This is a genomic window from Vibrio sp., from assembly GCF_047973365.1.
Classification (GTDB): domain Bacteria; phylum Pseudomonadota; class Gammaproteobacteria; order Enterobacterales; family Vibrionaceae; genus Vibrio.
On sequence record NZ_JBKEBW010000078.1, the window covers coordinates 13,071 to 33,485 of the forward strand.

The window sequence follows — 20,415 nt, forward strand, 5'->3', positions numbered from 1 at the left end:
TAACTTGCTTGATAATTAATGTTCAAAGGTCGCTTTTCTCATGGAAAATATACCGTTACTTGTAGGAATTAATGAAGAAAATGTTACTTATTTGTGTGTTTGTACTACGGGGTGACGATTGAAAATACGAAAAGAATTTTTTGGATTTATAAACAGCAATATCGATGGTTTTTATTGGAAAGTAAATGAGAGAGTAATGCCGGTTTCGCTACCATTAAAGTAGGGGGCAATTTTCATATCGGAAATTGAGTCTAGTTGAGTATCGACGGTGTACTGCAAACCGGCTGATATTGCAATCGCAGCCGCCGCATTCGGCAAAAAGTCGCTGTCGCTGCTTTCGTCAAGGTAACCTACCAGTGCTGATGCTGCCACTGATGAAATATCAAGTCCGCTTGTCTTTTGTTCGCTGAAATGGTTGTACTCTACCTTGGCTTGCTCATTCAGAGCCATGTCATTATTAGCGAACTGGTCATTTGTAAATGCAAAAGTTGTAGCATGAAATGAAAGTAATCCAACAAAAGAGGCAATAGCAAGTTTTGTCATAGTGCTCACCGATTCATACAGTTAGTTGATAGGAGACAATTGTGTTTTTCTGCAAGAGATTCTGCCGGCAGTAACTTAAGGAAAACTTAAGAAACAGAAAAATACTGAAGAAAAGTGTTTTCTTTTTGGAAAATTGGGCGATGAATCCAGATTCAAGGCATAAAAAAACCTCCGTAAAACGGAGGTTTTTAAACAGTTCTACTTTGATTAGAAATTTTGATTAGAAGTTTGCGCTACGTGGCGTCCGTGGGAATGGAATCACGTCACGTACGTTACCCATACCTGTTACGTAAGACACTAGACGTTCGAAACCTAGACCAAAACCAGCGTGAGGTACGGTGCCGTAACGACGCAGGTCGCGGTACCAGCTCATGTGCTCAGGATCGATACCCATCTCAATCATACGTGCATCAAGAACATCTAAACGTTCTTCACGCTGAGAACCACCGATGATTTCACCGATGCCCGGTGCTAGTACGTCCATCGCTGCTACTGTCTTACCGTCATTATTGAGACGCATGTAGAAAGCTTTGATGTCTTTCGGGTAGTTCTTAACGATAACAGGCGCTTTGAAGTGTTCTTCAGCTAGGTAACGCTCATGTTCAGAAGACATGTCGATACCCCATTCAACTGGGAACTCGAACTCGCGACCAGATTCGAGAAGGATCTGAATCGCATCAGTGTAATCCACTTGTGCAAAGTCAGATTGTACGAACTGCTCCAGACGAGTAACTGCATCTTTATCGATACGAGAAGCGAAGAATTCTAAGTCGTCACGACGCTCTGCAAGTACCGCTTTAAATACATACTTCAGCATGTCTTCTGCCAGTTTCGCTACGTCATCGAGTTCTGCAAATGCAACTTCAGGTTCAACCATCCAGAATTCCGCTAAGTGGCGGCTAGTGTTTGAGTTTTCAGCACGGAAAGTTGGGCCGAAAGTGTACACTTTACTTAATGCACAAGCGTAAGCTTCTGCGTTTAGCTGACCAGATACGGTTAGGAATGTTTCTTTGCCGAAGAAATCTTCGTTGTAGTCCACATTGCCTTTGTCATCTCGCGGTAGGTTCGCCATATCAAGCGTCGATACACGGAACATCTCACCAGCACCTTCTGCATCTGAAGCAGTGATCAGTGGAGCAGACATCCAGAAGTAGCCTTGCTCATGGTAGAAGCGGTGGATCGCTTGAGAAAGAGAGTTACGTACACGAGCAACCGCACCAATGACGTTAGTGCGTGGGCGAAGGTGTGCAACTTCACGAAGGTACTCGATAGAGTGACGAGTTTTCGCCATTGGGTATGTATCAGCATCTTCAACCCAGCCAACGACTTTCACTGCCGTTGCCGCGAGTTCGAAATCTTGACCAGACGCTGGAGACTCAACAATCTTACCTGTTACTTCAACCGAGCAACCAGTGGTTAGCTTTAGTACTTCGCTGTCGTAATTATTAAGATTATTTGGGACCACGGCCTGAATCGGGTCGAAACAAGAGCCGTCATAAATGGCAAGGAAAGAGATTCCAGCTTTGGAATCACGACGTGAACGGATCCAGCCGCGAACAGTAACTTCACTGTCAACTGCTAGCTTGCCGCCAAGTACGTCTGTTACAGGCGCGTAAGTCATGTTTGATATAGTCTCCATTGAGGTAAACATTCAACCCAATGTCTGATTTTCGTCATTATTGTTGATTAAATAGACGAACCATTGGGCTGGATAGAATTCTTATTAATTCAACGGGACATATTACCTGTCAATTCGTCAGCTTCAACCTTTAATCTCAGTTTGCTGGTTAATTCTTACGCGAAAGAGCAAATTGATTGAGCAAAGGCTGCAGTTGTGGTGACAATTGTTGTCGATTTAAGCTAATTTTACGTGTTTCTGTTGCTGAATGAGAGGGGACTAACGCATGTCGTGTGATCCCGCGCTTGTTTACTCGTGTCAGATTCACTACTATTGCGCCTTATTTTACTAGCTAGATTGATAGACAGATCATATATGAAGACCGAAATATACAAAGAGTTCATGTTCGAAGCCGCCCACCACTTACCGCATGTGCCAGAAGGACATAAGTGTGGTCGCTTACATGGACACTCGTTTTTGGTTCGTTTATATGTCGCTGGCGAGGTTGATCCTCATACAGGTTGGCTGGTGGATTTTGCAGAAATCAAAGCTGCATTCAAACCAATCTACAACAGATTGGATCACTACTATCTGAATGATATTGAAGGGTTAGAAAACCCGACCAGCGAAGTACTCGCTAAGTGGATTTGGCAACAGCTAAAACCTTCTCTGCCTTTACTTAGCAAAGTTGAAATCAAAGAAACGTGTACGGCTGGCTGCATTTATACTGGCGAAGCTTAATATGCTTTTAAGGCTTAGCCGCTAACAAAAAAGAGAAACGACTACATTGCACGTTTCTCTTTTTTTGTATAAAGATAACCGACCTGTTCATTCATAACCGATCTGTTTATTAATAACCGATCCGTTATGGCTTTGTATTTTCAGATGCTTCTAGCGGAACTAAATCTTCCCCACCCAGACTTTGATAAATAGTGGTGAGATTGACTAGCTGATTGTAACGGTTTTCCAACAGTGACGCCTTTGCGCTGCGCTCATTGTCTTGAGCATCAAGTAAGGTTGTGATGTCGATTGCACCATACTTATATTGGCTAGAGTAAATACGGGCGGCTTCTGCTGCGCTGTCGTACTGCTTCTGTAGTTTCTCTTCCTGATACTGATAGTTCTCACGAGCAGATAAGGCATTGTCCACATCCTGAAATGCAGTATAGAGCGCTTTGCGGTATGAAATGATTGCAGATTCGTATTTTACTTGCGCGATATCTTGGTTGATCTGCATGGTATTCCAATTGAGAAATGGCATCGTTAGATCAGCGCCAATTGACCCCAATGGATCGCTCAGTAAGTGGCGAAGTTGCTCTGAAGAACCGCCTAGCGCTCCGGTTAAGGTTAGCGTTGGAAAGTAAGCGGCATCGGCAGAATCTTTGGCGGCAAATGTTGCTTTGAGTTCATATAGCGCTTGTTTGATATCGGGACGACGGCTTAATACGTCGGCAGGCACACCTGATGCAATTTCTGGCAACGGACCCTCTGGCAGTGCTTTAATCTCTTTCACCATTTGCTGTGGCGCTTGGTCAAACAAAATGGCGAAAGCATTTTGCGCCTCTGTTAGTTGCTGCAAGTAATCTCGATGCGTCGCTTCCAAAGCGGCAAGCGCGCGCTCTGCTTCCAACACATTAAGTCGCGTCACTGAACCATGGCTGAATTGACTTTGTGCTTGCTTCAACGTATCGGTCGCATCAGCAATATCGCTGTTACTGAGTTCAATTCGTTGATTCAGATAACCAATTTGCCAATACAATTGTGCTGTGGTTGCGACTAAACTCTGAGCAGTGGCTTCACGTTCCTCTAAGCTTGCAAGGGCAGCCCATTCGCTCTCATCTGCTGCGGCTGAAAGTTTACCCCACAAGTCAACTTCGTAGCTGACCGACAGTCCGGTTTGGTAGCTTTCACCTGAAACGCCACTATCTAAGTAGCGAGAGCCATCAGCAGAGATGCTGCCGGATAGGTCAGGGTAGAGGTCTCTTCCTGCTAAGTTTGCTTCTAAACGTGCTTGTTTTAGTGTCAGTGTAGCAATCGCTAAATCGCTGTTAGTGGCGAGAACTTTCTCAACCAATTGGTTGAGCTGAGCATCGTTAAAACTTGTCCACCAATGACTGATGACAGGCGCTGCATTTTCATCCGAAGACTGTTCAGAAGGAGACTGCTCAGAATCAGAAGAAGACAGCTCATTCGCCGTTTGCGGTGAAGACTGCCAAGTTTGAGGGACTTGCAGTTCCGGCTCAGGAAATTCCGAGCGGGTTACACAGCCTGTTGCCAGTACGACACAGAGAGCAAGAGTAGAGTATTTGTATCGACGTAACATGGTTTACTCCCGGGATAACGCGTCAATTGGGTTTAACTGGGCGGCATTCTTCGCTGGAAGATAGCCAAACAGTACACCAATAAGGGTGGAGCACAAGAATGCTGAAACAATCGATGTTGTTGAATAAATCATAGTAAAACTACTGCCAAAGACGGCGAACGCGACGCCAATTAAATAAGCCATACCAATACCAATGGTGCCGCCACACAAGCAAACTAATACTGCTTCAATTAGAAACTGACGAAGAATGTCACTTTGCCTTGCACCAACAGCCATACGAACGCCAATTTCACGAGTACGCTCGGTAACAGAAACTAGCATGATGTTCATGACACCAATACCGCCAACGACTAGAGAAATCACTGCTATAGCAGAGATCAGTAAAGTCATCGTTGCCGTCGTTTTGGTAATGTTCTGTTGGATAGTATCTGTGTTGATAGTAAAGAAATCTTCAGTGCCATGGCGCATTTTTAACAGCTGAATAATCGCTTGTTCAGCGGCTTCACTCGGTGTGTCGTCATCGACGCGTACCGAAATACGGTTAAGATAGTTCTGTCCAACCATACGTGCACTTACTGTGGTGTAAGGAACCCAAATGTTAAGCGAGTCACTATTACCAAATGCGCTCTCTTTCGCCTTGGTAGTGCCTATGATTCGAACGGGCAGATTGCCGGCAAAAATTACCTCGCCAATCGGATTTTGATCAGGAAACAATGATTTGAGGGTATTGTTATCAATCACCGCTTCCTGAGCCATGGATGACACACTGGCTTCATCCCAATACTGTCCATCGGCCAGTTCATAACCTCGCACCCGGAAATAGTCCGGCCCCACACCTTGTACAGAAGCAGTCACAGCTTGGTTACCGTATTTCAAGGTTACAGAAGTGCTCAGCGTTGGTGTTACGCTATCAACAAACTGTAAGTTCTTTAGTGCTTCAGCATCTGCTGCGGTTAAGGTTCTCACTCGTCCTGAACGTCGGTCACCAAATCCAGTCCCCGGCATAATATCAATGGTGTTTGTTCCCATCGCTGAGATGTTTTCAAGAATCGATTTTTGCGAACCATTACCCAGAGCCACAACCGAAACGACCGAAGCGATGCCAATAATAATCCCCAGCATGGTTAGGAAAGTTCTAAGCCTGTGGTTGGACATCGCCACTAATGCCATCTTTAGCGCTTCCCAGAAGTTGTCGATCAGGTTGCGACCTTTCTTTATTACATCTCTTGCAGCGGATGGTTTTACGCTATCACGATTGACTGAAATTAGCTCTTTGTTTGTGACGTTGTCACTAAGAATTTCGCCGTCTTTAATTTCAATGATTCGATCTGCGTGCTGGGCGACTTTCAAATCGTGGGTAACTATGATGATAGTGTGACCAAGTTGGTGAAGCTCTTGTAACAGAACCATCATCTCTTCGCCGCTTTTACTATCCAATGCACCCGTTGGTTCGTCAGCCAGTATGACATCGCCACCATTCACCAAGGCGCGGGCAACAGAAACACGTTGCTGTTGACCACCACTTAATTGGTTCGGTTTATGATCCAAACGGTCAGCAAGACCAAGACGAGTGAGCAGTTTCTGCGCACGTTCCTGACGCGCTTTCTTATCGTTGCCAGCATAAATAGCGGGGATCTCAACGTTACCCACTGCGGTTAAATCACCAAGTAGATGGTAGCGTTGGAAGATAAAACCAAAATGTTCACGACGCAGTTCAGCCAGTTGATCTGAGTTAAGTTGTGACGTATTTCGACCGTTAATCCAGTAATCGCCACTGCTTGGCTGGTCAAGACAGCCAAGGATGTTCATCAGTGTTGACTTGCCCGAGCCGGATGTTCCGACGATGGCAACCATCTCACCACGTTCGATGGTGAGGTTGACGTCTTTGAGTACCGTTAACTCTTCATCACCTGCGGCAAAGCTGCGATAGATATGGGATATTTCAAGTAGTGGACGAGACATTAAAACATCCTCGGTGGACCCATACGGCTGGAACGCGTGCCACCGGCACTTGGTGTTCCAACAATGACTTGATCTCCTTCTTCTAGCCCGCTAGTGACTTCGGTAAATATTTTATTGTTGATACCAATGGTCACATCACGCATTTCTTGCTGACCATTGACCAATACCGGAATTTGATAACGTGGTGTTTTGCCTGGTTGTTTGATGATGACTTGAGCTGGCACTAATAGCGTGTTTTCAGCTTTATTCAATACAATCGATACTTGTGCTGTCATACCGATACGCAGTGCTCTGTCTGGATTATCTACTTCAAACAGACCATGGTAATAGATGGCTTCATCGTTACTGACGGCGAGGTCACTATCATCACCATCCATCAGCGTTGGACCCGGTTCGATAGCTCTCAATGTCGCATGGTATTGATGGTTTGGCTTACCCAAAATAGTGAAGTAAACAGGCAGACCCGATTTAACGTTCACCACATCGGCTTCTGAAATCTGAGCTTTTACTGTCATACGATCAAGCTGTGCCAGTTCGATAATGGTAGGGGTAGTTTGGTTGGCGTTTACCGTTTGACCTTCTTCTACCGCACTATAAACCACAGTACCATCCATTGGGGCGCTGATCGTGGTGTAACCGAGGTCGACTTGTGCGCTGTCAACACTGATTTTCGCTTGTTCCAATTCTGCTTTTAACTGTTCAAGCTCGGCTTTGTAGATGGCTAAGTTTGCTTCAGCAGACTCATAGTCAGCTTGCGAACTCGCTTTATCTGCAAGCATTGATTTTTGACGCGTATATTCTGATTGAGCCTGACGAATTTGCGCTTGTTTTGCACTGATTTGCGCATTGAGACTACTGAGTGAGGCGTTAGCTTCCTTTAAGCTGTTTTGCTGTGTAAGGCTATCAATTTGCGCCACTAAGTCGCCTTGTTTTATTTCATCACCGAGCTTAACACCAAGCTTTTCAATCTGACCGGAAACCTGAGCACCGACGGCCACCAATTTAGAGGCTTGTAGCATACCTGTGGCAAGAACAGTGTTTTCAATATTGCCTCTATGGACGGTTTCTGTGGCGAAACTTGGCGGTGCTTCTTTGGGATAAAAGTAGTAACCAACGCCACTGATGCCAGCGATAACAGCAAGCACGGCGAAGACTTTTTTAGTTGTGATACGTATAGCCATGTGGATGAAATAATTCCAAATTATGAACTGCGGTAATGAGCCCCATTTTTAAGCGAATCGTTTATTTTAACAAGCGTTCAAAAAGTAAAACTAAGTAAAGTTAAGTCAATAAGGCAAAAAAAAGCCTGATGGATCATCAGGCTCTAGCATTTTATTAGCAAAATGAACGATCAGCAGATAACTTTCACCGCTAAGCCGCCTTGTGAAGTTTCACGGTATTTTGCGTTCATGTCTTTACCTGTTTCGAGCATGGTCTCAATTACTTTATCGAGAGAAACTCGTGGAGCCGAAGAGCGGCGCATAGCCATGCGAGTGGAGTTGATCGCTTTAACCGCGGCAATACCGTTACGTTCAATACAGGGTACTTGCACTTGACCTGCAACCGGGTCACATGTCAGACCTAAGTTGTGTTCCATAGCAATTTCCGCTGCCATGCACACTTGTTCTGGACTGCCACCCAACAGAGCCGCTAGACCACCAGCAGCCATTGAACAAGCGACGCCTACTTCACCCTGGCAACCAACTTCAGCGCCAGAGATAGAAGCGTTTTGTTTGTACAAACCGCCGATCGCACCAGATGCTGCGAAATAACGAGTGTAATCTTTTTCCGTGACCGTTTGGATGAACTTGTCATAGTAAGCAAGTACCGCAGGGATGATGCCACATGCGCCGTTAGTCGGTGCGGTAACCACACGTCCACCTGCGGCATTTTCTTCATTCACGGCGAATGCGTACATGTTTACCCAGTCGACAACCGCCATCGGATCGTTGGTAATTTTTTCCGATGTTAGCAACTGTTGGCGGAGTGCTGCCGCGCGACGAGGTACACGTAGTGGGCCAGGAAGAATACCTTCGGTATTCATGCCTCGCTCCATACACTCTTGCATGGTGCGCCAGACATTCGCGAAGTACTCTTTAACTTCAACATCCGAGTGAAGCGCTTTTTCGTTTTCCATAACCAGTGTGCTGATGGAAAGCCCGCTCTCTTTACACTGGTTAACCATCTCTTCAGCTGTGTTAAACGGATAAGGCACCGCAACTTTAGCTGGCTCTTTCTGACCGAAATGTTCTTCATCGACGATGAAGCCACCACCGATAGAGTAGTAGGTTTTGCTGTAAGCAACATCATCACCGATCCATGCATGAATTGACATGCCGTTCTCGTGTAATGACAAAAAGCTTTTATGGAATACCATTCCGTCTTCACGTGGAAAAGCAACAGTATGATTGTGCATACCAACAGGAAGTCGTTCAGTTTGCTGAACGTTGGCAATAAAACCAGGAATACTGTCGATATCAACATGCTCAGGGGTATTACCCGCAAGACCCATGATGATAGCAATATCTGTATGGTGACCTTTCCCTGTCAGCGATAATGATCCATAAACGTCAACGGTAATTTTAGTGATCTCTTGCAGCTTATCCATTGCGCTTAAGTCATCAATAAATTGTTTACCGGCTTTCATTGGTCCAACTGTATGTGAGCTCGAAGGACCGATGCCAATTTTATAGATATCAAACACACTAATCATAGTGATTACCTCAAAAGTGAGTCTCTAAATTATAGTAGAGGCTCATTTATAATTGTTATGTTTTGTCTTCCACCATCGAGGCACTATTGATTAATCAATCACCCGCGTTGAGAGGGCGTAGATTACCTAAGTAATCGTTTTAAAACCACAGATAGTTGTGCTTGTAGAACTAAAATATTAGATTATTTTGTGTATTTATATGAATAGCTAAATATAAAACACTAAGTATAGTAATGTTGTTAATGCCAATGAAAAATATGTCGTTGTAACGCTTGAATAATTTGTGCCGTCATACCCCAAATAAAATGCCGCTGGTAGGGGATGGCAAATATTCTATGTGGTTGGCTTTTGACTAGGAAAACGCCGGTATAGAGTTTGTTTTTGTCGAGCAAGTGCTCGGCGGGAACTTCGAATACTTCTTCAACTTCATTCGGATCAATTTTTGCCTGATAGTCCGGATTGATAAAAGCCATAATAGGCGTCACTGAAAACTTACTGATAGTGATGATTTCAGGCAGTTGTCCAAAAGTCTCAATATCGGCAGCGGCAATGCCGATTTCTTCTTCTGCTTCTCGGACCGCAGTTTGATATAAAGTTTGATCGTCTTCTTCGTATTTGCCACCCGGAAAACTGATTTGACCGGGATGATGTTTAAGATGTTCTGCGCGTTTGGTTAAAACAATATTTAGCCCATGCTCTCGTTGAACAAAGCCAATTAATACTGAAGCCTTACGTAGCGAATCTTTCGGGATCTTGTCAAAACGACGCGTTGATTCAAAATGATAATCAACGGGTTGGTGAAGTTGGAATCGTTGTATTAGCTCCGTTTTAGTGAGCGGTGTTGTTACTTTCATACTGGCCCAATAGTTTTATTTCTATGACATTAGTAAAGGTAACCAGATAAGTATTTGCGTGACGAAGCTACTTATCTGCTGTTCATCTTATCTTTCTAATATAGGCAAAATTCTGCTCAGTTTGTCTAATGTTTCCTGAAATTCTGCTTGGCATTGACTATCTGCCACAACGCCGCCGCCAGCCCAAGCATAGATTTTGTTTTGATGTGCGACCAGTGTACGAATAGTGATACTGGTGTCCATTTGACCATGGCGGCTGATATAACCAATGGAGCCACAGTAAGCGCTGCGACGGTGCGGTTCGAGCTTTTCAATGATTTCCATCGCACGTACTTTAGGCGCGCCAGTAATCGAACCACCGGGAAACCCCGCTTTGAGTAAGTCGCAGGCAGAATATTGGCTGTCTAATTGTGCGCGAATGGTACTGACAAGGTGATGCACCGCGGGAAAACTTTCGATATCAAACAGTTTAGGCACATGAACAGAGCCAGGAGCGGCAACACGACCGATATCGTTACGCAGCAAATCCACTATCATCAGGTTTTCTGCCTGATCCTTCTCCGCATTCGCCAATTCAACAGCATAAGCTTCATCTAGTTTCTTATCTTCACTTCTTGGACGCGTGCCCTTGATTGGCTTTGTTTCTATCTCAGTTCCATTTAGCCGCAAGAAACGCTCTGGTGAAACACTGAGAATTGCGCCTTCCTCGGTACGGATGAAGGCTGAAAATGGCGTTTGGTTATAGCGTTCTAACTTTTGATAAGCACGCCACTCCGATCCCTGATATTGTGCTGCAAAACGTTGCGCCAGATTGATTTGATAGCAATCACCCGATGTTAAATACTCCTGAACCTGAGCGAACTTACTCGCGTAACTTTCCTGAGTCATGTTGGACTGCCAGGCTGTAGTTAAGGCAAATTCTTGCTTGTCCTGAGTTCGTTTACTCTGTAATTCCAACCATTGTTCGGCCTGTTCTAAATTAATACCAACCCATCGAGCCGTTTTGTTATGGTGATCCACTACAATTGCCCATTGATAAAGACCGACGGCCATATCCGGCATCTTGATATCGTTCTCAGCAATAACGGGAAGTTTCTCGACGCGACGTCCTAAATCGTAAGAAAAATAGCCGACAGCACCGCCAACAAATGGTAGCGATTCACTATAGCTTTGATCTGGAAGGTATTGTGTTTGCAGTTTAGCAAGCAATGAAAAGGGATCTTCTAACGAGCAAGTGACACCTGAAGGCTCGCTGACCATGGTTTCATCACCAAAAGTGGTCAGAGTGACTATTGGGCTCGCCACCAATATGTCATAGCGACTGTCACTATGAGTCTGTGAAGCTGAACGTAATAGCATCGCCCAAGGTTGGTTTTCCACCATAGAAAATAACTGATTTGCAATATCCGAGTGATAGCTAAGTGCTTTTGACTGAATGCTTTTTTGTTGGTTGTTATTCATTTAATAAATGGTCATTTTAGTAAGTTGTCATTTTAGTAAATTGTGACAAAGAGACTGTTCATCGAATGGCGCGTTGAGAAAAGCAAGAGTATCATAAAGCCACTTGATGAGCTCACCAATTCCATGCAATTTTCTGATTTGAAGGTAAGCTCTTTAAAAGCTCAAGGAAGCATAACAATAAAAGAGGCACGCAATGACGGTAATTCGACAACAAGACGTAATCAGTAGTGTAGCTGATGCGCTGCAATACATTTCCTACTATCACCCATTAGATTTTGTCAAAGCCCTGGAAGAAGCCTACAACAAAGAAGAGAGCCAAGCGGCTAAAGACGCTATCGCACAAATCTTGATCAACTCTCGCATGTCGGCTGAAGGGCATCGTCCTATCTGTCAAGACACAGGTATCGTTACCTGTTTTGTGAATATCGGTATGGCAGTTCAGTGGGACTCTACTGATATGACAGTTCAACAGATGGTGGACGAAGGTGTTCGTCAGGCATATACCAATCCTGACAACCCATTACGTGCGTCAGTACTGATGGATCCTGCTGGCAAACGTATTAACACCAAAGACAACACGCCAGCCGTTGTGCATATCAATATGGTTCCGGGTAGCAACGTTGAAATTCAAATCGCGGCTAAGGGCGGCGGTAGTGAAAACAAAACGAAGATGGTAATGCTAAACCCGTCTGACGATATTGCGGAGTGGGTAGAAAAAACTTTACCGACCATGGGTGCAGGTTGGTGTCCACCAGGTATGTTGGGTATAGGTATCGGCGGTACGGCTGAAAAAGCAGCAGTTCTGGCCAAAGAATCGTTGATGGAACACATCGATATCCAAGAGCTGATTGCTCGTGGTCCGCAAAATGCGGAAGAAGAGCTTCGCATTGATATCTTCAACCGGGTAAACCGATTGGGTATTGGTGCGCAAGGTCTGGGCGGTTTAACAACCGTGGTTGACGTTAAAATCAAAACAGCCCCAACGCACGCAGCTTCTAAACCTGTTTGTTTGATTCCAAACTGTGCCGCAACTCGTCACGTTCACTTCACTCTTGATGGTTCAGGTCCAGCAGAACTTACGCCACCGAAACTGGAAGATTGGCCACAAATTACCTGGGAAGCGGGTTCGAATACTCGCCGAGTTAACTTAGATACAGTGACAGCGGAAGAGGTTCAGTCTTGGAAAACCGGTGAAACGGTACTGCTTTCAGGTAAGATCCTGACGGGGCGTGATGCAGCGCATAAACGCATCCAAACCATGTTGCAAAATGGTGAAAAGCTCCCTGAAGGTGTTGATCTGAAAGATAAGTTTATCTACTACGTAGGTCCTGTTGATGCGGTTGGCGATGAAGCGGTTGGCCCTGCAGGCCCTACGACATCGACACGTATGGATAAGTTTACCGACATGATGCTAGAAGAGGTGGGCATTATGGGCATGATCGGTAAAGCGGAACGTGGCGCAGCAACGGTTGAGTCAATTAAGAAACACAAAGCTGTGTATCTCATGGCGGTGGGTGGTGCAGCGTATCTTGTTGCTAAAGCAATCAAGAAGGCGCGTGTAGTGGCGTTCGAAGACTTAGGTATGGAAGCGATTTACGAGTTTGAAGTTGAAGACATGCCAGTGACGGTTGCCGTCGATTCAACTGGTGCGAATGCTCACCAAATGGGGCCTGATACCTGGCGCGTAAAAATAGCAGAAGCTGCCAAGTAATTTTTCATTCAAGTAACTCTCCACCCAAGTCATTCTTCACAAAAGTAAGATTGACCAATAAATCACAAAAAGTGCGGCGAAAGCGGCACTTTTTGTCTATATAATAATTGAATAATATCTAACTTATTGAAACGTAAGGAGAGCATCATGCCTCGCTTTATAAAAATTCTTCAAATTCTCATAGCCGTGGTTATCGGTGCATTTGTTGGCTACGACCTTATCCTTCATGGGATCAGCATCTTTGATGATAAGTATGTCACCATCACCTGTGTACTGTTTGTGATGTTGGAAATCGCACTGTTTGTTATCTACAAACTGATTGAAGAAGACTAGTTTTAGTAAAACTTGTAGTAAGCCTCTGATTTTATTCAGGGGCTTTTTTATTCATCTCGTATTAAGATTAGCAACGTCATTATGGGTTAAAGAATTTCTGGGAGACTGTACATGAAACGAATTCGCCAAGAAGTGAATGACTTAATTAATCGTGGTTTAGATGCCCATGTGAGATTAGCCGTGACGGGGCTTTCTCGTGCAGGGAAAACAGCATTTATTACGTCTTTGGTGAATCAACTGCTTCATACCTCCACCCATGACAACTTGCCTTTGTTTGCTGCTGCACGTGACAAAAGAATCATCGGTGCTAAACGAGTTCCGCAAACCAACCTGATGGTGCCACGTTTTGCTTATGACGAAGCGATGGCTCAATTGCAATCCTCGCCACCAGAGTGGCCAATACCGACTCGCGATGTCAGCGAGATTCGGCTCGCCATCAAGTACAAAAGCAAAAAGCGTACTAAAAAGCTAATAAGTAGCACTTCAACTCTGTATCTGGATATTATTGATTATCCAGGCGAGTGGTTGTTAGATTTGCCAATGCTTGAGCTCGACTTTGCTACTTGGTCTGCACAACAATTTAATGCGATGCACGGCATTCGAGCTGAATTGGCGAAACCTTGGTTAGAAGAACTTGATAACATTGATCTCGCCGCTGAGGCGAATGAGAAAACATTGGCTCATATTGCTGCTCTTTATACGGACTATCTCCATAAATGTAATGCGGCTGGTCTGCATTGGGTTCAGCCTGGGCGATTTGTATTACCTGGGGAATTGGAAGGCGCGCCAGTTCTGCAATTTTTCCCATGTCGAAATCTTGATGGCGAAACGAAAGCAGACAAGCACAGTGTATTAGCGCTGCTGAAAAGACGTTATGAGGAATATCAGAATAAAGTGGTCAAAGCTTTCTACAAGCACCATTTTTCTACTTTTGACCGTCAAATCGTCTTGGTTGATTGTCTCTCACCTCTCAATGCTGGGCATGAATCCTTTATGGATATGCGCAGCGCGCTTGAGCAAATTATGCATAGCTTTCGATATGGCAGAAATGGTCTCTTAAAGCGTATTTTTTCGCCTAACATCGACAAAGTTCTATTTGCCGCCACTAAAGCGGATCATATAACGCCTGATCAATATGGACATTTGGTCTCACTGCTTCAGCAGATGATTCATCCTGCGTGGCAATCAGCCGCTTATGAGAACATTGAGATGAGCTGCATTAGTATGGCATCGGTTCGCGCGACCAAGTCAGGTCATATTGATAGCAGTGAAGGCAGAGTTCCGGCTATTCAGGGCATGAGTGAAACGGGAGAGTCGCTCACCTTGTATCCGGGAGAAGTGCCTAACAAATTGCCAAATCCTGATTTTTGGCAAAAGAGCTGTTTCGATTTCACTTCGTTCCGACCTGCGAGCATGAATCATGACGAGCCTTGCCAGCATATTCGCGTAGACAAAGCGTTAGATACTTTGATTGGAGATAAGCTGCAATGAGCGATTTAAAAGCCAAACAAATCTTCACTCAGTCGTTAGACAAAGAAAATGACAAAGTCGAACTTACTGCGCAAAAACAGTTTTCCGAACAAGAGAAGTTCGTCCCTTCGGTCGCTGAGATTGAAGAAAGCAATATTGAAACGCAACTAGAACAAATTATCCGACCTAAACGTGGTCGGCGCTGGTTGGCTTCAGGCTTATTAGTAGGCTTTGGTGGTCTTGTTACATGGCAAGCGTTAGACGCTGTGATTCAGGCTATTCAAACGTCAGATTGGTTAAGCCTTGGTTGGACGGCATTTATCGCTACGCTCGCATCGCTAGGGCTTGGAGCGATAGCTCGAGAGCTCTGGAAGCTCCGCAAGTTGAGAAATCATTTTTCAACTCAGGAAAAAGCGGAAGCGTTAATGACCAAAGACGTCGTGGGTCAGGGTAAAGCGTTTTGCGAGTCGTTGGCAAAACAGGGCGGGGAGATGCCTACGTCGCCTGCCTATGAACGTTGGAAAAACAGCGTTAGTGATAGTCACAGTGATGCAGAAATTATCGATATGTATGACGCCATGGTGGTATGTGAACAAGATAAAAAAGCCGCTCAGCTTGTGTCTAAGTTCTCAACCGAAGCGGCAGCGTTAGTGGCAATCAGCCCATTGGCTATTGCCGACATGTTGCTGGTGGCATGGCGTAACTTCACTATGATTGATCGGCTTGCTCAGCTTTACGGTGTGGAGCTTGGATACTGGTCCCGCTTGAAACTGTTTAAATCTGTTCTGGTTAATTTGGCCGTTGCCGGTGCAAGTGAGTTAGTGATCGACGCTAGTATGGATCTGCTGTCTATGGATTTGGCGGGTAAAGTCTCGGCACGTGCAGGGCAAGGGATTGGTGTGGGTATTTTAACCGCTCGTTTGGGTTTAAAAGCGATGGCTTTGTTACGCCCCTTACCATGGCATAAAGATCGTACTGTAAAATTAAGCGCGATACGTAAGCAAATTGTTACGAAAGTCACTGCGCTGACCGTGAAATAGGCGAAAGCATACTGTAAATGAACAGATTGCTTGACGCATTCGAGACCTTGATAGAAACTACTGTCAACTTTTCGTGACACTTTCTTATTGGGAAATTATTCAGTGCGCCTTGAAGTATTTTGCGAAGACAGACTTGGTTTGACTCGAGAATTACTCGACATACTCGCTTGTAAAAATATCGATTTACGTGGTATCGAAATCGACATTTCCGGAATCATTTACTTAAACTGCCCAGACATTGATTTTGAAACGTTCAGTGAGTTGATGGCTGAAATTCGCAGAATTTCTGGTGTTAAAGATGTGCGCAGAATTCAGTTCATGCCGATGGAAAGGCACAACACGGAGCTTATATCCTTACTGAACAACCTTCCTGATGCTGTTTTATCTATTGATCTAAAAGGTTCGGTGGATATGGCGAACCATTCGGCTTTGTCTCTGTTTAATAAAGAGAGTGAAGATGTAAATGGTGTACACATTTCGACACTATTACCCAGTTTCAATTTCCAACGTTGGATTGAAGGGAGCAAGTCTCGTTTACGTAAAGAGATCGTTCTCGATGGCTTGGACTACGTAATGGAAATGATGCCTGTGTATATCACCGGTGAATCCAAAGAGTCGACCTTTGCCAGTGCAATGATGATCATTCGTCCACGTGTCATCGGTGTTGCGACGGAAACTCAGCTCTCTTTGCACAATAACTTGGGTTTTGAACATTTTGTTGGTGTATCCAATAGGCATAAAACGCTTATTACACAAGCAAAGAAACTTGCGATGCTCGACCAGCCACTGCTAATAGAAGGTGATACCGGTACAGGTAAAGAAATGTTGGCTCGTGCATGCCACAATCGCTCTGACCGCGCTGATAATCCGTTTTTGGTGCTGAGCTGTGCTTCAATGCCTGATGATGTTGCTGAAACCGAGTTGTTTGGTCACGCTCCCGGTTCCTTTAACCACCAACAGGGGCATAAAGGTATTTTCGAGCAAGCTAATGGCGGTACCGTATTGCTTGATGAAATCGGTGAAATGAGCCCACATTTGCAAATCAAACTACTACGTTTCTTGCAGGACGGAACCTTCCGCCGAGTGGGTGAAGAACATGAAATTCATGTTGATGTCCGTGTTATTGCATCGACTCGTTACAAATTGTCTGATCTTGCTGAATCGGGCAAATTCCGTGAAGATCTCTTCTATCGTTTAAACGTACTCACTCTGAGCATTCCACCACTGCGTGAGCGTCCTAGTGATGTTCAAGCATTATTGGAACTGTTTGTCGCTAAACACTCAGCCAAGTTGGCTATGGTGAAACCCAAACTTGAAGAAGAGTTGATTGATCAGCTCTCGGTGTACCACTGGCCGGGTAACATGCGTCAACTTGATAACATGGTGTTACGTGCACTAACGGAACTACAAGGCGATGTGCTAACAGTGGATCTGTTCCATCTGCCACAGTTAGAAACCAGCAATACTGGTGCTACTAATATCAATCTTGATGGCTCGTTGGATGACATAATGAAAGAGTATGAGGCGCAGGTGCTTGACCGTTTGTATCAGTCTTTCCCTTCTAGCCGCAAATTAGCGAAGCGCTTAGACGTATCACACACATCGGTCGCCAATAAGCTCCGAGATTATGGAATTAAAAAACGTTGATTGAATCAAACAGCACACTATCGTCAGTTTATGAAAACGATGGTGATATATTATTGGTTACCGCTCAGTTCAGTGATGCTGAGCGCATTGTCCAATACTTCAGAGAAAATCGAGATCACTTAAAACCGTGGGATCCCGCACGCGAAGAGGCTTTTTTTACTACTGAAGGCTGGCAGCAAAGATTGCTGAAACTTTCAGAAGTACACAAGTTGAGTTTGGGTTTTTACTTACTCATTATTGATACTGAGTCGGATAAAATGCTCGGTACGATTTCCTTTAGTAACATAAACCGTTTTCCGATTCATACTTGTAATGTTGGTTATTCCTTGGCTTATAGCGCACAAGGAAAGGGAATTATGACCCGTGCATTACAGATAGCATGCGATTACATGTTTACTGTTCAAAATATGCATCGAATTATGGCTGCTTATATTCCACGCAATAAACGCAGCGAAAGTGTATTAGAGCGAGTGGGTTTCTTGCATGAAGGTCATGCCAAAGATTACATTCTGATAGACGGAAAATGGGAAGACCATAACCTAATGTCGCTTATAAACTCATTTTGGAAAGAAGAATAAAATGTCGTATATTCCTTTGGAACATTACCAAAGAAAATGGATTTTTACCCATCAATCTATGCCCGTTGCAGAAGAGGACTTGGTGCAAATAAAACCAATGTCGCAAACTCGTGCTGCTCAGTATTGGAAAGAAAACTTAAGCTCGCAGAGCCCAGATGCAGAGCGTTTCAGCTCTCAAGACTGGCCGAGCAAAGCAGGTAGTTGGTGTAATGAAATCGACTGGATGGCAGAATGGGAGAGCGATGATCAATCGTTACCACAAGCAGTACTAGAACACATAGACTGGCAGGATGATGTTACTGTCTATTTCTGTTACGAAAAATACAACGTGATAGAAACTAAATGGTCTGTGTTTAAACGTCATTGGAAGAATTTTTTATTTTATGATGACGGACCAATTCTCCTTGGTCGTCGCCGTAAAGAGGCTCTGTGGTTTAAAACCAATGGCAAAGTAAAACTCGGCATGCATGAGTAATTTTTAATTAATCAATCATAAATCCGGCTTATCAACTGTGGTCGGATTTATCTTTTTCTCCTTTGGATTATCTGTACGCAATTAGCCTCTAGTGTGTCTAAGCCCTCATTTTTGACATGTTATTTTCAAGGAATGTCGGATCGTTGATCTCAAGCCTAATTTTTTGTTTTTGCTCTTCCATAATGTAGCCATTGATTTGAATTCTGGAGTCCAAACTCTAGTGTTTGAAATTGGATTAACCTGCTGCTAGGAAGAGTGTTCATGATGCGCCCTTACTTAAAATTCATTATTCCAATTGCAATTCCTTTACTCATCTTAATTCTGCCGTTGTCAGCGTTCCCATTTGATGGGCTAACATTGATTCAGCAACGCGTTATAGCGATTTTTTTACTGGCAGCTTTGCTTTGGGTATTTGAGCCAATTCCAATCTACGCGACATCGGTCGTCATCATTGTTCTCGAATTGCTAATGCTTTCCGATAAAGGACTGATATTGTTTCGTTTAAATGAATCGCAACCCGAGTTTGGGCATTTGCTTAAATACAGCGACATCATGGCAACGTTCGCAAGCCCAATTATCATGCTGTTCTTAGGTGGATTTTTCTTAGCGATGGCAGCAACTAAGTATCGTTTGGATGTTAACTTAGCTCGAGTACTGCTCAAGCCTTTTGGCCAGAATCCCAAATACGTCATGTTAGGTTTAATGCTGATTACTGGTGTATTTTCGATGTTTATGTCAAACACTGCCACTACGGCAATGATGTTGTCGATTTTGGCACCTGTCATTGCCGTTTTCGGCCCGAAAGACCCGGGGCGAATAGCGTTTGCTTTATGCATTCCTGTGGCGGCTAATATTGGCGGTATCGGTACACCAATTGGAACACCACCCAATGCTATCGCACTTAAATATCTCGTAGGGGACAACCTGATCACCTTTGGTGAGTGGATGGTATTTGGTGTTCCGTTTGTGGTTGTAATGATGGCGCTGTCATGGTTTTTGATTTGCTTCTTGTACAAAGCAGATCAACAAAAAATTGAACTCACGATCAAAGGAAAATTCCTTAAAACACCGAAAGCGTTAGTCGTGTATGTCACTTTTGCTACTACGATACTACTTTGGTTGGTTGGCGATCTGCATGGTATGAACTCTTATACCGTGGCTCTGATCCCGGTCGCTGTGTTTTCCGTTACTGGTATCATCAATAAAGAAGATTTGAAAAAGATATCCTGGGATGTGCTGTGGTTGGTGTCTGGTGGTATTGCTCTGGGACTCGCTCTGGATAAGACAGGGTTAGCGGAGCTGGTTGTTCATAGCATCCCGTTTGGTGAGTTTTCTCCTTATGTTGTACTGTTTGGTGCAGCATTCTTATGCCTGTTGATGGCGAACTTTATGTCTCATACCGCCACCGCGAACCTACTTATGCCGATAATGGCGGCTCTAGGTGCTTCAATGACTTCGCTCAATGCGCTTGGTGGGGAAGTGACCCTGATTTTAGTTGTTACTTTTGCGGCATCTTTGGGGATGTCTCTTCCAATCAGTACGCCGCCGAATGCGTTGGCTCACGCTACAGGGTATGTGCAAAGTAATCAGATGGCGAAAGTTGGTGTTGTGCTGGGGTTGGTTGGTGTGCTGTTGAGTTTTGTGATGGTCGCAGCACTTCATATGGTTGGGTTCATTGGCTAGTTGA

The 20,415-nt window shown here is 44.4% G+C and carries 17 protein-coding genes; 9 read left to right on the plus strand and 8 right to left on the minus strand.

The window, feature by feature from the left end; translation table 11 throughout:
• Positions 1-171: 171 nt before the first annotated feature.
• A complete protein-coding gene (locus ACK5MF_RS10065; RefSeq protein WP_416921807.1) occupies positions 172-543 on the minus strand; it encodes a hypothetical protein in 372 nt (123 codons plus the stop codon).
• A gap of 220 nt (positions 544-763) precedes the next feature.
• On the minus strand, positions 764-2,164 hold the full coding sequence (asnS, locus tag ACK5MF_RS10070; RefSeq protein WP_416921809.1) for an asparagine--tRNA ligase: 1,401 nt from the start codon (positions 2,162-2,164) through the stop codon (positions 764-766).
• A gap of 372 nt (positions 2,165-2,536) precedes the next feature.
• On the opposite strand from asnS, the gene queD reads away from it, so the two are divergent.
• Positions 2,537-2,902, plus strand: a complete 366-nt coding sequence (gene queD / locus ACK5MF_RS10075) for a 6-carboxytetrahydropterin synthase QueD (protein ID WP_416921811.1) — start codon at positions 2,537-2,539, stop codon at positions 2,900-2,902.
• A gap of 124 nt (positions 2,903-3,026) precedes the next feature.
• On the opposite strand, the gene ACK5MF_RS10080 is transcribed toward queD, so the two are convergent.
• The 6 genes from ACK5MF_RS10080 to pabB all read right to left on the minus strand — a co-directional run bounded on the left by ACK5MF_RS10080 (position 3,027) and on the right by pabB (position 11,474).
• A complete protein-coding gene (locus ACK5MF_RS10080) occupies positions 3,027-4,484 on the minus strand; it encodes an efflux transporter outer membrane subunit (protein ID WP_416921813.1) in 1,458 nt (485 codons plus the stop codon).
• Between the two features lie 3 nt (positions 4,485-4,487).
• Positions 4,488-6,446 (minus strand): MacB family efflux pump subunit, encoded by a 1,959-nt coding sequence (locus tag ACK5MF_RS10085; RefSeq protein ID WP_416921815.1) that lies wholly within the window; start codon positions 6,444-6,446, stop codon positions 4,488-4,490.
• The gene (locus tag ACK5MF_RS10090; RefSeq protein WP_416921817.1) at positions 6,446-7,627 is read right to left on the minus strand and encodes an efflux RND transporter periplasmic adaptor subunit; all 1,182 of its coding nucleotides are present in this window, start codon (positions 7,625-7,627) and stop codon (positions 6,446-6,448) included. Before ACK5MF_RS10090 ends, ACK5MF_RS10085 begins: the two co-directional genes overlap by 1 nt.
• Positions 7,628-7,797: 170 nt before the next feature.
• The gene (locus ACK5MF_RS10095; RefSeq protein ID WP_416921819.1) at positions 7,798-9,159 is read right to left on the minus strand and encodes an L-serine ammonia-lyase; all 1,362 of its coding nucleotides are present in this window, start codon (positions 9,157-9,159) and stop codon (positions 7,798-7,800) included.
• Positions 9,160-9,398: 239 nt separating this feature from the next.
• A complete protein-coding gene (locus ACK5MF_RS10100) occupies positions 9,399-10,013 on the minus strand; it encodes a CoA pyrophosphatase (RefSeq protein WP_416921821.1) in 615 nt (204 codons plus the stop codon).
• Positions 10,014-10,100: 87 nt separating this feature from the next.
• Positions 10,101-11,474 carry an aminodeoxychorismate synthase component 1 gene (gene pabB, locus ACK5MF_RS10105; protein WP_416921823.1) on the minus strand — a complete coding sequence of 458 codons (1,374 nt, stop codon included), beginning with the start codon at positions 11,472-11,474 and terminating at the stop codon, positions 10,101-10,103.
• 193 nt (positions 11,475-11,667) lie between these two features.
• Between pabB and ACK5MF_RS10110 the strand changes: the two genes are divergently transcribed.
• From ACK5MF_RS10110 to ACK5MF_RS10145, 8 genes are all read left to right on the plus strand, one after another.
• Complete coding sequence (locus ACK5MF_RS10110) at positions 11,668-13,185, plus strand: fumarate hydratase (protein WP_416921825.1); 1,518 nt, start codon at positions 11,668-11,670, stop codon at positions 13,183-13,185.
• A gap of 147 nt (positions 13,186-13,332) precedes the next feature.
• Positions 13,333-13,518, plus strand: coding sequence for a hypothetical protein (locus tag ACK5MF_RS10115; RefSeq protein ID WP_042487601.1), 186 nt, complete (start codon positions 13,333-13,335; stop codon positions 13,516-13,518).
• 111 nt (positions 13,519-13,629) lie between these two features.
• Positions 13,630-15,009, plus strand: a complete 1,380-nt coding sequence (locus ACK5MF_RS10120) for a YcjX family protein (RefSeq protein ID WP_416921827.1) — start codon at positions 13,630-13,632, stop codon at positions 15,007-15,009.
• The gene (locus tag ACK5MF_RS10125; protein ID WP_416921828.1) at positions 15,006-16,028 is read left to right on the plus strand and encodes a YcjF family protein; all 1,023 of its coding nucleotides are present in this window, start codon (positions 15,006-15,008) and stop codon (positions 16,026-16,028) included. The genes ACK5MF_RS10120 and ACK5MF_RS10125 overlap by 4 nt, the downstream gene beginning before the upstream one ends.
• Before the next feature lie 102 nt (positions 16,029-16,130).
• A complete protein-coding gene (tyrR, locus tag ACK5MF_RS10130) occupies positions 16,131-17,675 on the plus strand; it encodes a transcriptional regulator TyrR (RefSeq protein ID WP_416921830.1) in 1,545 nt (514 codons plus the stop codon).
• Positions 17,675-18,253, plus strand: a complete 579-nt coding sequence (locus ACK5MF_RS10135) for a GNAT family N-acetyltransferase (RefSeq protein WP_416922020.1) — start codon at positions 17,675-17,677, stop codon at positions 18,251-18,253. Before tyrR ends, ACK5MF_RS10135 begins: the two co-directional genes overlap by 1 nt.
• A 1-nt stretch (position 18,254) precedes the next feature.
• Positions 18,255-18,728, plus strand: coding sequence for a DUF2947 domain-containing protein (locus ACK5MF_RS10140; RefSeq protein WP_416921832.1), 474 nt, complete (start codon positions 18,255-18,257; stop codon positions 18,726-18,728).
• Positions 18,729-18,992: 264 nt separating this feature from the next.
• Positions 18,993-20,411, plus strand: a complete 1,419-nt coding sequence (locus tag ACK5MF_RS10145) for an SLC13 family permease (protein ID WP_416922021.1) — start codon at positions 18,993-18,995, stop codon at positions 20,409-20,411.
• The last annotated feature ends 4 nt before the right edge of the window (positions 20,412-20,415 follow it).

Excerpts from the sequence above, each read along its gene's own strand:
- ACK5MF_RS10065 (WP_416921807.1), bottom strand. The coding sequence starts at position 543 with ATGACAAAACTTGCTATTGCCTCTTTTGTTGGATTACTTTCATTTCAT.
- asnS (WP_416921809.1), bottom strand. The coding sequence starts at position 2,164 with ATGACTTACGCGCCTGTAACAGACGTACTTGGCGGCAAGCTAGCAGTT.
- queD (WP_416921811.1), top strand. The coding sequence starts at position 2,537 with ATGAAGACCGAAATATACAAAGAGTTCATGTTCGAAGCCGCCCACCAC.
- ACK5MF_RS10080 (WP_416921813.1), bottom strand. The coding sequence starts at position 4,484 with ATGTTACGTCGATACAAATACTCTACTCTTGCTCTCTGTGTCGTACTG.
- ACK5MF_RS10085 (WP_416921815.1), bottom strand. The coding sequence starts at position 6,446 with ATGTCTCGTCCACTACTTGAAATATCCCATATCTATCGCAGCTTTGCC.
- ACK5MF_RS10090 (WP_416921817.1), bottom strand. The coding sequence starts at position 7,627 with ATGGCTATACGTATCACAACTAAAAAAGTCTTCGCCGTGCTTGCTGTT.
- ACK5MF_RS10095 (WP_416921819.1), bottom strand. The coding sequence starts at position 9,159 with ATGATTAGTGTGTTTGATATCTATAAAATTGGCATCGGTCCTTCGAGC.
- ACK5MF_RS10100 (WP_416921821.1), bottom strand. The coding sequence starts at position 10,013 with ATGAAAGTAACAACACCGCTCACTAAAACGGAGCTAATACAACGATTC.
- pabB (WP_416921823.1), bottom strand. The coding sequence starts at position 11,474 with ATGAATAACAACCAACAAAAAAGCATTCAGTCAAAAGCACTTAGCTAT.
- ACK5MF_RS10110 (WP_416921825.1), top strand. The coding sequence starts at position 11,668 with ATGACGGTAATTCGACAACAAGACGTAATCAGTAGTGTAGCTGATGCG.
- ACK5MF_RS10115 (WP_042487601.1), top strand. The coding sequence starts at position 13,333 with ATGCCTCGCTTTATAAAAATTCTTCAAATTCTCATAGCCGTGGTTATC.
- ACK5MF_RS10120 (WP_416921827.1), top strand. The coding sequence starts at position 13,630 with ATGAAACGAATTCGCCAAGAAGTGAATGACTTAATTAATCGTGGTTTA.
- ACK5MF_RS10125 (WP_416921828.1), top strand. The coding sequence starts at position 15,006 with ATGAGCGATTTAAAAGCCAAACAAATCTTCACTCAGTCGTTAGACAAA.
- ACK5MF_RS10140 (WP_416921832.1), top strand. The coding sequence starts at position 18,255 with ATGTCGTATATTCCTTTGGAACATTACCAAAGAAAATGGATTTTTACC.
- ACK5MF_RS10145 (WP_416922021.1), top strand. The coding sequence starts at position 18,993 with ATGCGCCCTTACTTAAAATTCATTATTCCAATTGCAATTCCTTTACTC.